General features: G+C 37.8%; 8 protein-coding genes. All 8 read right to left on the reverse strand.

Translation table 11 applies throughout. From position 1 onward, the window contains the following. Positions 1-485: 485 nt before the first annotated feature. A complete protein-coding gene (locus MT391_RS07700; RefSeq protein ID WP_499497417.1) occupies positions 486-1,388 on the reverse strand; it encodes a CopD family protein in 903 nt (300 codons plus the stop codon). 11 nt (positions 1,389-1,399) lie between these two features. Beyond that, positions 1,400-1,831 (reverse strand): copper resistance CopC family protein, encoded by a 432-nt coding sequence (locus tag MT391_RS07705; protein WP_051369145.1) that lies wholly within the window; start codon positions 1,829-1,831, stop codon positions 1,400-1,402. A 169-nt stretch (positions 1,832-2,000) separates the two neighbouring features. Continuing rightward, the gene (locus MT391_RS07710) at positions 2,001-2,441 is read right to left on the reverse strand and encodes a DUF411 domain-containing protein (RefSeq protein ID WP_245600412.1); all 441 of its coding nucleotides are present in this window, start codon (positions 2,439-2,441) and stop codon (positions 2,001-2,003) included. 153 nt (positions 2,442-2,594) lie between these two features. Next, positions 2,595-3,257: a hypothetical protein gene (locus tag MT391_RS07715; protein WP_499497419.1), complete on the reverse strand. Its 663-nt coding sequence runs from the start codon at positions 3,255-3,257 to the stop codon at positions 2,595-2,597. Between the two features lie 88 nt (positions 3,258-3,345). Then, positions 3,346-6,474 carry an efflux RND transporter permease subunit gene (locus tag MT391_RS07720; RefSeq protein ID WP_028868907.1) on the reverse strand — a complete coding sequence of 1,043 codons (3,129 nt, stop codon included), beginning with the start codon at positions 6,472-6,474 and terminating at the stop codon, positions 3,346-3,348. Beyond that, complete coding sequence (locus tag MT391_RS07725; protein ID WP_028868908.1) at positions 6,471-7,913, reverse strand: efflux RND transporter periplasmic adaptor subunit; 1,443 nt, start codon at positions 7,911-7,913, stop codon at positions 6,471-6,473. Before MT391_RS07725 ends, MT391_RS07720 begins: the two co-directional genes overlap by 4 nt. A 12-nt stretch (positions 7,914-7,925) precedes the next feature. Further along, positions 7,926-9,236: a TolC family protein gene (locus tag MT391_RS07730; RefSeq protein ID WP_169727657.1), complete on the reverse strand. Its 1,311-nt coding sequence runs from the start codon at positions 9,234-9,236 to the stop codon at positions 7,926-7,928. A gap of 168 nt (positions 9,237-9,404) precedes the next feature. Beyond that, complete coding sequence (locus tag MT391_RS07735) at positions 9,405-9,728, reverse strand: hypothetical protein (RefSeq protein WP_156916114.1); 324 nt, start codon at positions 9,726-9,728, stop codon at positions 9,405-9,407. Between the last annotated feature and the right edge of the window lie 472 nt (positions 9,729-10,200).

The following is a 10,200-nucleotide window of genomic DNA, read 5'->3' on the forward strand; positions in this document are numbered from 1 at the left end:
CATCATTCAAGATGCAAAAATCAGCAATCCAGAAGGTGAGCAGATTCTAGGTAACGTTGAAAATCTAGCGGGTTAAATTGAGACTTTATGCCCATTAATAACGAGGAACGAAGATGTTTGCCTCAAGACTTGCCTTGGGGGTCGCCAACTCGAAAATACTTATCTGTCATTAAGGTGGCGTTGTAACATTCGATAAGTGCTAGCCATTTAAGGGCAATACTTGTTTTACACCCACCGATAGAGCATTAACGCAGTTAACCGCTCGAAAAGTCATCATGTTACGCCTTGCCTTGATGTCCGAGTTAGCGACTAAATAATGCATCTTGATTGGTAACGGGTATATATAATAAAATTTACACAAGAAACTAAGCAAAACTATCGCCTAGCAATCAGACTGAGGAGAGGCTTATTAATATAATAAGCCTCAACAATAACTTTCAGTCGACTAATTCGACAACTTAGCAAACGACATTTTTTGTTGTCATTTAAGCTAAGCTAATGGGCCCTAAAGCAGATGACAGTACAGCGGTAACCGTTAAAATTATCAATGCAATTATAATTTCATTTTTGATTGAGCTTTGTAACTTGTGACAAACTTTCTCTTCTTGCACTTCTTCTACAAGATGATATTTATGGTAAGCAGCAATCAATAAAATACAAACCACAAATACAAGTTTTAGTAGTATTGCCTGACCATATTGCGTCGTCAACAACTCAACTGGACTATCAAAAACTAAATACAACAAACTAATACCACAAACGATTAATAACCCCACCATAACCATTGCTATTTGGCCAAACAAGCACATTAACTTATACAGTGCAGGGGGTTGCAATAATTTACAACTAAGCCATAAAGGATATAGCGCACCGACCCACCAAGCCATGGTCATAATATGAAACCCTATCAACCATTTTGCGACACTACCGATATCGGCACTATGACCAACAAAAGTAAATGAATATGCAAAGAACAGGATCGTAACAACATAGAATAATGTGAATATTGCATGTTTTACACTAAACGTTTCATACTTTACATTAAAGTGACCAAAAAATAATGCCACACCTAATGTAGTAAATGCGATCAAACGCCATACAACTGATTCACCAACAGCGCTTTGCCAAAGAAAACTAACCATATCAGTATCAAACATACCTGAGACACCAGCCTCAGAAAAAGTCCCAACCTGAATGAAAAAGTTCACAATGACCGCCATAAAACCTACAACGCAGCTTATGACAATATAATGAAGAATTGACTTGTTATTAACGGAGGAATTTATTAAAAAAGCCATAAAAGGACCACCGATTGCAGTAGCGACTCCAATATAAATGAATAGCTTAGAGACTATATTACTATAGTCCCAAATAGTTAATTCAATCATAAAGACCTCAATTAATTATGTTGATGGTTATGCCCATCAGCATTAACTGGCATCTTTTCCATATCAGAGGTATGTGTCATGTTGCCCATATTCGAGGTTTCAATTAAGAAGGTGAACTCGCCTTTCATTTTATGAGCATCTTTACCCATCGTGACCCATATCACTTTATATTTACCCGTCTCAAGCGCCGGTAATTCAATACTAAAGTTACTTTTAAATTCTTTACTTGGTGCACTCGTGACTTTAACTAGTTTTCCAGGTTGCTCTATAACTTTCAATTTGACCAATTTTACTGGCATAGTAAATTCAAGTTCCACACTTTCAGGAAGTTGATTCAACGTAGCACCATTTGCAGGCATTGAATTTTTAAGGCCTGAATGTGCACTTACTAAATGACTTAATAAAACCAAGCTGAATATTGCTACATTTTTTAAAATTTTCATTTTATCTCTCTTATCTTTAGGTTTAAGTCAGATCTTAATCTAAGAACTTATTGTTTTTGGTATTGTTATTGTTATTGTTAACGTGCATAGCTGCATCATTTCCCTGTACTGACTCCCTAAGCAATGAATTTAAGTTAAAAGGCCATTCGAAATATTCGCTTAGAAGGGCTTAATATTGGTTATATAAAGCCAAGCCATCTTTAGAAAAAGACACCACTTTAAAGTTTTCATACTTAACCCCTGCTCTTGCCATGCCTGGAGAGAGCTGTGGCATGCCTGGGACTGCAAGTCCTGATATATTAACAGGGCTCTCTTTAAGCAAGCGTGCTATATCAGACTCTGGAACGTGCCCTTCAATTAAATAACCGTCAATCACTGCACTGTGACAAGACTGTAATTGAGGGGGCATTCCAAAATTTTGTTTAATATTTGACCAGTTATCTTGATGATGTACATTTACTGTATAACCTTTGTCTTCCATTATCGCGGCCCACTCTTTACAGCACCCACAAGTTGGTGATTTATATAATTCAATTCTTGTTTTTGCCAAAACAGAAAAACTAGCCATGGTTAAAGTAATTGCTAATATTTTAGTCGTTAGCTTCATCATAAAACTCCTTAAATAGTATTAATAAACATCAATAATAAAATACTTATTGTTAAAAATAGTGGGTAGAGGCCTGTCATCCCCCATGTTATGGCGAATACTGACATCCTTTATCAACACTGGCTTGATAGCCAATGTTGAACAAACCTTAACTGCTTAATTACATTCTTTTTTAAACATTTGGTTCTTTTCACTGTGATCTTTAATTTTGCCCAAAATCACCTTAATTTCATTTTTTTCTTGTGTTTTAGATAGCTGCTTAAACATGTCATTAAGTTCGGTCATGTTGTGTATATACATCATATGTTGGTGTTGCTCATTGCTCATTCCTTCCATGTTTTGCATTGTAGCCATCTCATTCATATCCATTTTAGAATGATCCATACCGGCCATCTCTTTCATATCCATTTTAGAATGATCCATATCGGCCATCTCTTTCATATCCATTTTAGAATGATCCATATCGGCCATCTCTTTCATGTCCATTTTAGAATGATCCATACCCGCCATCTCTTTCATGTCCATTTTAGAATGATCCATACCCGTCATCTCTTTCATGTCCATTTTAGAATGATCCATGGCAGGTGTTACTTGAGTCGCTTTTTCACTTAGTTGTAATAACGCATTCATATGTTGCTGCATCTTCTTTACATCATCACCTTTAACACCTTGTACATAACCACGTAATTCACTTTTTATGGATGCCATCGTCCCGCCCATTTGACAGTTATTTTGATTGGCAAACGCACTTGAAAGTGGCGCGGCTAAAAAAATCAATGTACCGAGTGCTAATGCGATTTTACTTTTTTTAATATTCATTTTTATTTCCTTACTTGTTTAATTAAATCGTTTTTAATTTAAATTAAATGCCCTTAAAATCTGTTAAGGGCGATTTTGAGTTGATCACTTAGTCTTTATTTAACTGTTTGCGTAGGCTTATTTTTTTCCATTCAAAATAAGCCGCAGGCAAGATAATCAAAGTCAAAATAACAGCACTAACCATGCCCCCAATCATAGGAGCAGCAATACGCTGCATAACTTCTGAGCCTGTGCCGTCTCCGTACATAATAGGCACTAACCCCATCACAACAACAGCAACTGTCATCATCACGGGACGTACTCGTAAACCTGCGCCTTCCGTTACCGCTTCTTTTAAATCATTGAGATTAAAATCCGTAAGACGTAGCTGTTTTTTTGCTTCTAATGATTGGTTTAAATACAAGAGCATAATGACTCCAATTTCTATCGACACACCAGCAAGCGCAATAAAACCAACACCAACGGCGACAGAGAAGTGGAAATCAAGCATAAACATCAACCAAATTCCGCCCATTAACGCAAACGGTAGTGTCGATAAAATCAACAAAACTTCACCGACTCGGCGGAAGGCTAAATAGAGCAGAATAACGATAATGGCAAGGGTCACGGGGATCACTTTTGCCAAACGTGCATTGGCTTTTTCCATATATTCATATTGCCCAGACCACACTAGTGAATACCCACCAGGTAAATTTAGTTGCTCATTAACAATCTGCTGTGCATCTTTGACATACGAGCCTAGATCAACGCCTTCAATATCAACATATATCCAACCATTAAGACGCGCATTTTCTGTTTTTATCAGCGGAGCCCCTGCTTCGATATAAACATTGGCAACATCGCTTAAACTGATATTCATTTTACTTGGTGTGACAATTGGCAAACTTTTCAGCGCCGTCACTGAATCGCGATAATCATTCGGATAACGCAAGTTCACCGGGTATCGTTCTAAACCTTCGATGGTTTCAGTAATATTTTTACCGCCAATAGCAACCGCAACGAGCTCTTGTATTTCGGCAATATTGAGTCCATAACGTCCAGCTTTTTCACGGTTAATATCCACTTTGACATAACGACCACCAGTGACTCGTTCTGCATAAACAGAAGCCGTACCTTTAACATCTTTTAATATAACTTCAATTTGCTTACCAATTTTTTCAATTTCATTTAAATCTGCACCCGCTATTTTGATACCAATCGGTGTTTTAATGCCGGTTGCTAACATATCAATACGCGTTTTAATCGGCATAACCCAAGCATTTGTTACCCCTGGGAACTGAATTAAACTATCAAGCTCGTCCGTCAGCATTTTTTTAGTCATGCCAGCTCGCCATTCCGCTTTAGGTTTAAATTGAATAGTCGTTTCAATCATGGTCAGTGGCGCCGGATCCGTTGCTGTTTCAGCGCGGCCAATTTTTCCCCATACCGTTTTAACTTCCGGTTGTGTTTTAATTAGCTTATTAGTTTGCTGCAATAACTCACGGGCTTTACCGATTGAAATACCTGGGTAAGTAGTTGGCATATACATAAGATCACCTTCATCTAAAGGTGGGATAAACTCACTACCGATTTTACTCACAGGATAGAATCCAACGACTAACACCACTAATGCAAAACAGATCGTCAATATTGGAAAGCGTAAACTAAGGGCTAATACAGGTCTGTATAAGGCCACCAAAAAACGGTTTAATGGGTTTTTATGCTCAGGTATTATTTTACCGCGGATAAAATATCCCATTAATACAGGGATTAAGGTAATTGCTAAACCTGCCGATGCCGCCATCGCATAGGTTTTAGTGAATGCTAAGGGTGAGAACATCTTGCCCGACTGCCCTTCTAAGGCAAAAACAGGTAAGAAACTAAAAGTGATAATCAATAATGAGAAAAATAGAGCAGGGCCAACTTCAAGTGTGGCTTTGCTGATCACCTGCCAGCGATTCTCATCCGTCAGCTCCGTTTTTTCCATATGCTTATGGACATTTTCGATCATCACAATGGCACCATCTACCATCGCACCAATAGCGATAGCAATACCACCGAGTGACATGATATTGGCGTTAATACCTTGCCATGACATGATAATAAAGGCGACAAAGATCCCAACGGGTAGACTCAATAACACCACTAAAGATGAACGGAAATGAAATAAGAAAGCGGCGCAAACTAATACCACTACAATAAACTCTTCGAGTAATTTAAGGTAAAGGTTATCTACAGCGCTGTTAATCAACTCAGAACGGTCATAAGTGGGAACAATTTCCACACCATCCGGCAAGCTTTTTTGCAACTCATTGAGTTTATCCTTAACCGCAGTGATCACCCCCTGAGCATTGTCACCAAACCGCATCACAACCACGCCACTGACCACTTCTCCTTCACCATTAAGTTCAGTAATACCACGGCGCATTTGTGGACCAAGATTTATTTCTGCAATATCACCTAATAATAGAGGCGTCCCCTGGCTATTCACTTGTAGCGGTATAGATTTGAGATCCTCAATCGATGAGATATAACCCGAAGTACGGACCATATACTCAGCTTCGCCCATCTCGATAACACTTGCGCCACTTTCTTGGTTAGCGTTTTGGATTGCCTTGCTGATGCTGTTTAAAGGTATGTTATAAGCACGTAGTTTATTAGGATCAACACGTACTTGGTACTGTTTGACCATACCACCAACGGTTGCTACTTCGGATACACCTGCAACTGTCTGTAGCTCAAATTTTAAAAACCAATCTTGTAAACTACGCAGTTCGCTTAAATCATGCTGCCCACTTCTATCAACCAGTGCATAACTAAATATCCAACCTACCCCCGTTGCATCAGGACCAAGAGCTGAGCGAGCCTCTTTTGGTAAATCAGGGGCAACTTGTGAAAGGTATTCCAGCACCCGTGAACGGGCCCAGTACATATCAGTATTATCATCAAAAATGATATACACGTAAGAGTCACCAAAAAATGAGTAACCGCGTACTGTTTTTGCCCCTGGCACCGATAACATTGCAGTAGTTAACGGGTAAGTGACCTGATCTTCAACTACTTGTGGCGCTTGTCCTGGATAACTAGTTTTAACAATAACTTGTACATCAGAAAGATCCGGAATAGCGTCGATAGGTGTTTTCTGAATAGAAAATACCCCATAGGCAACAATAGCGAAGGTGATCAACAAAACCATGATACGGTTTTTGATTGACCAATTAATTATATGAGCAATCATAGCGTCACCTCTTTAGCCACTATCTCTAAATACGGTTTTGGTGACAAACCTTGATTAAAATCAGCACCCAAATCTAACCAGTCCAAGTCATCACCTTTAACATTTGAGTCAGATTCGTTTTCTTTGTCTATTTCTAACATACGCTCAAAATCAGCACTGATACTGGACTCAGAGTCTAATAAAAATTGAGCTGAAGTCACAATTTTTTGGCCTTCACTTAAACCTGATAAAACTTCCACTGATGTCTTATTTTCCAGACCTAGTTTCACAATCACAGACTTAAACTGACCATTGCCCTTCGCTAATACAACTCGATTCATGTTACCCGCATAAATCACCGCTTCGCGAGGAATTTGTAGTCTGCTTTTATTCATTTCTGGGGTTAAAATAATACTGGCAAACATATTAGGTTTTAATTGTGCCGTTGGGTTATCGAATTGCACTCGAACACGCAAAGTACGGTTGCTTGCGTTCATTTCAGGGTAGATAAAGTTGATCTTTCCATCCCATTGTTGTCCCGGAAAATAATCTAAGCTCATCGAGGCCGCATCACCCACTTTAACCAATGAAACTTGTCCTGCAAATACTTCAACATCCACCCAAACCGTATCTAAATTAACTGCGGTAATAACTTGAGTCGCAGGAGAAATAAATCCACCTTCATTTAATTTAAGCTCTGAAATGGTCCCTTTTTGCGGTGCAAAAATAGTGATATTTTGTAATACTTTTCTACTGCTCATTATCTTTTTAATTTGTTCATTACTTACCCCTAATACGGCTAAACGGGATTTTGATGAATTAATTAACGCCCTACGATTTAGGTTAATGGCATTAAATAATGATTCCTGTGCTTTCACTAACTCTGGCGAATAAAGCTCAAATAAGGGTTGCCCTTTTTTAACTTCAATACCGACAGATCTCACATAGAGCTTTTCAATCCAACCCGATACACGACTATTGATTTGCCAAATCGCATCATCATTGGCTTGCACTATGCCTAACGTATTAATGGGCATGTTAAATTCATCTTTCACAACCAGACCAGTACGTACACCTAAGTTATTTTCTACTGCGGCAGAGATAGTAACTAGCCCCACTTCTGACTGTCCACCGACCTCTTCATAAACTGGCACTAACTCCATGCCCATTGGTGATTTACCTGGTTTGTCTCGCTGATAATTAGCATCCATTGGCGCGACCCAGTACAAAATTTTTGGCTCTGCCTTTTTTGCTTCAGCATAAACAGGTACTAAATCCATACCCATTGGTGATTTCCCGGCTTTATCACGACGATAATTTGCATCCATTGGCGCAACCCAATATAAGATTTCAGGCTCTGATGACATATTTTTTTGTGCAAATAAACTGTTGAGTTGTTCATTATAAGTGGCAAAAAATCCCACCACTAAACCCACGATTAAAACTAATAAATAACGCATAATAATTTCCTATTAAAGAGCCTGAAAATAACGAATGTTAGAGAGACTTTTGAGTCCGTCGAAATACAACTGTTGATATTCTAAAGAGAGGTTCTGTTCATGGATGTAGGCATCAATAACCTCTTGGAAAGGACGAGTATTAGATTGGTAACTTTGCTCTAGCAGCTTGGTATGCAATTTTGCCTGTTTCAACAAACTGTCTTGATAACGGCTTATACGCTCTTCAAGTTGCTGGTAATTACTAATTTCAGCATTTAATAACGCATTAAGTCGGCGTAATAATAAGCGGTATTCAGCTTGTTTTTGCCCTTTATTATGTTGTGCTGAAATAAGCGTTTGATCTTGGCGTTTATCGGTAAACAGAGGAATATCCATCGACACAAAACCACTTAAAAGATCAGCTCTTCGAGCTCCCATGTCGGTTTCACTTAACCTATGCCCATAGCCCACTTCGACCTTAAAACTAGGCTTGTAGGCCTGCTCAGCAAACTCGATACTGTTATCTGCCACTAAAACACTTTGCGCTAACATTTTTGCTATTGGGTGCTGAGAAAGTAACCTGTAATGTTCATTATTGGTTGCATTAAGTGTATTGACATAAAATATTGTTTCAGACCATTTTGGAAGTTCTGTTGGCAGTGGTTGATAGGCGTATTCACCGATATACTCGCTTAACAAACTACGATAATTAAGCGATCTTTGACTTAATGCAGCAAGCTTTTCATCAAATTTATTGATCTCGATCTCTGCCAGCACCAAGTCTTCATTCTCTGCTAACCCTAAAGAATATTTAGATTCTAAATCTCGATAAAACCCTGAAAATAATCTTTTATTTTCTTTTACTATCTGTAACGATTTATCAATAAAAAGAATGTCAAACCAAAGCTCCCGCACGGTTTTTTTAACGTTTAACTGACGATCTAAACCTTGATAAACCGAAATTTCTGATTGTTGATTAAAACCTTTCTGAGTTAATTCAAGTTGTGAACCACGGCTAAATTGTTGTGAAAGCCCAAAGGTCAGTTGCGTCATTGCCTCTTGGTCTAATTTAAAACTATTGGTAGGCATGTTAGCGACACCTAGTTTTATCATGGGATCTGCGAGTGTTGAACCTGCAATACCTTGTGCAATCAAACTGGCTTGTTGTGCTTGATATATTGCTTGCGCAGGGTCAGATTTAATCGCTAACTGCTCTGCGTCATTGAGCGTGATCCCCTCTGCAAAAAGATTAAAACTAAGCAAAAACATCATGCTAAACAGGCTGTTAAACACCAACTTGACAGTAATATTTATAGCAGATAAAACAGACCGGGTGATTTTCATAATCACTTTCCTTTATTCGTACTCCTATAAATAACCAATGCAGTTTTTTAAAAAACAGCATTTAGTTTTTAATACAAGAGCGGGATAAAATAAATTAATTTTATTGATAGATAGCCATATAAAAAGCCTATAAATCAAATATTATTTAAGCTAAAACTAAATAGAAAATTAATTTAAAAGAGGTGGTCTATATAAAGATTCAGAAAAGTAATAAGGGGAACCGGTAATACTAGTTTTGTAAGAAAGTTGTGACAGAGGCTGATTAACAGTATTTTCATGCGATATAAAATAAAGCACAGTCACCATCGTCATAAAGTCACAATCACTTTGGCATTTCATAGTATGAGATCTTTCATTGCCACCGCAATCGATTTTACTCATTTCCATGCTTGATTCACTTAAGTCCATAGACATTTTGCAGTCAACCATCGAATCCGTTTTACTCTCGAATAGATGCACAAACGCCGCTGCTTTCTGAGTGAAAGTGAACATTGTTACCAGCATTAAAATTAAAGTAAAAAATCGTTTCATAGTTCCGTCTATCGTTAAGTGGACAAATATATACTAGCCTATTCCCTAGTGGTAACGTCAAGCTTTATATAGTACTTTTTTGGTACTCTTTTGTTTATAAATATTTTCCAGTGGTTTATTTATCAATTTCAAGTTACATTTTAAGACCATTTAATAATACAGGATAATAAACATTACGCGCCCAAAAACCTCTTCAGCATAGCGCTATCAAAAACCTAGACAGTGTTTAATCAACGTAATTAAAATAAATAACATCTTCATCAAGCCTATCTGAATGCTAACTTACCCCACAGCATCTTTCTAAAACATGACAACAACATTACAATTTTGTCATATTGTTAGTTTTTCAGATTAATAGCATATTATAAGGTCTGATTTACAATTTTTGACTTGGTTTTTAAGATAGAGAACAATGCTATACACCTGATATACC

The organism is Vibrio sp. 1-Bac 57 (assembly GCF_037546855.1).
In the GTDB taxonomy this organism is placed as follows: domain Bacteria; phylum Pseudomonadota; class Gammaproteobacteria; order Enterobacterales; family Psychromonadaceae; genus Psychromonas.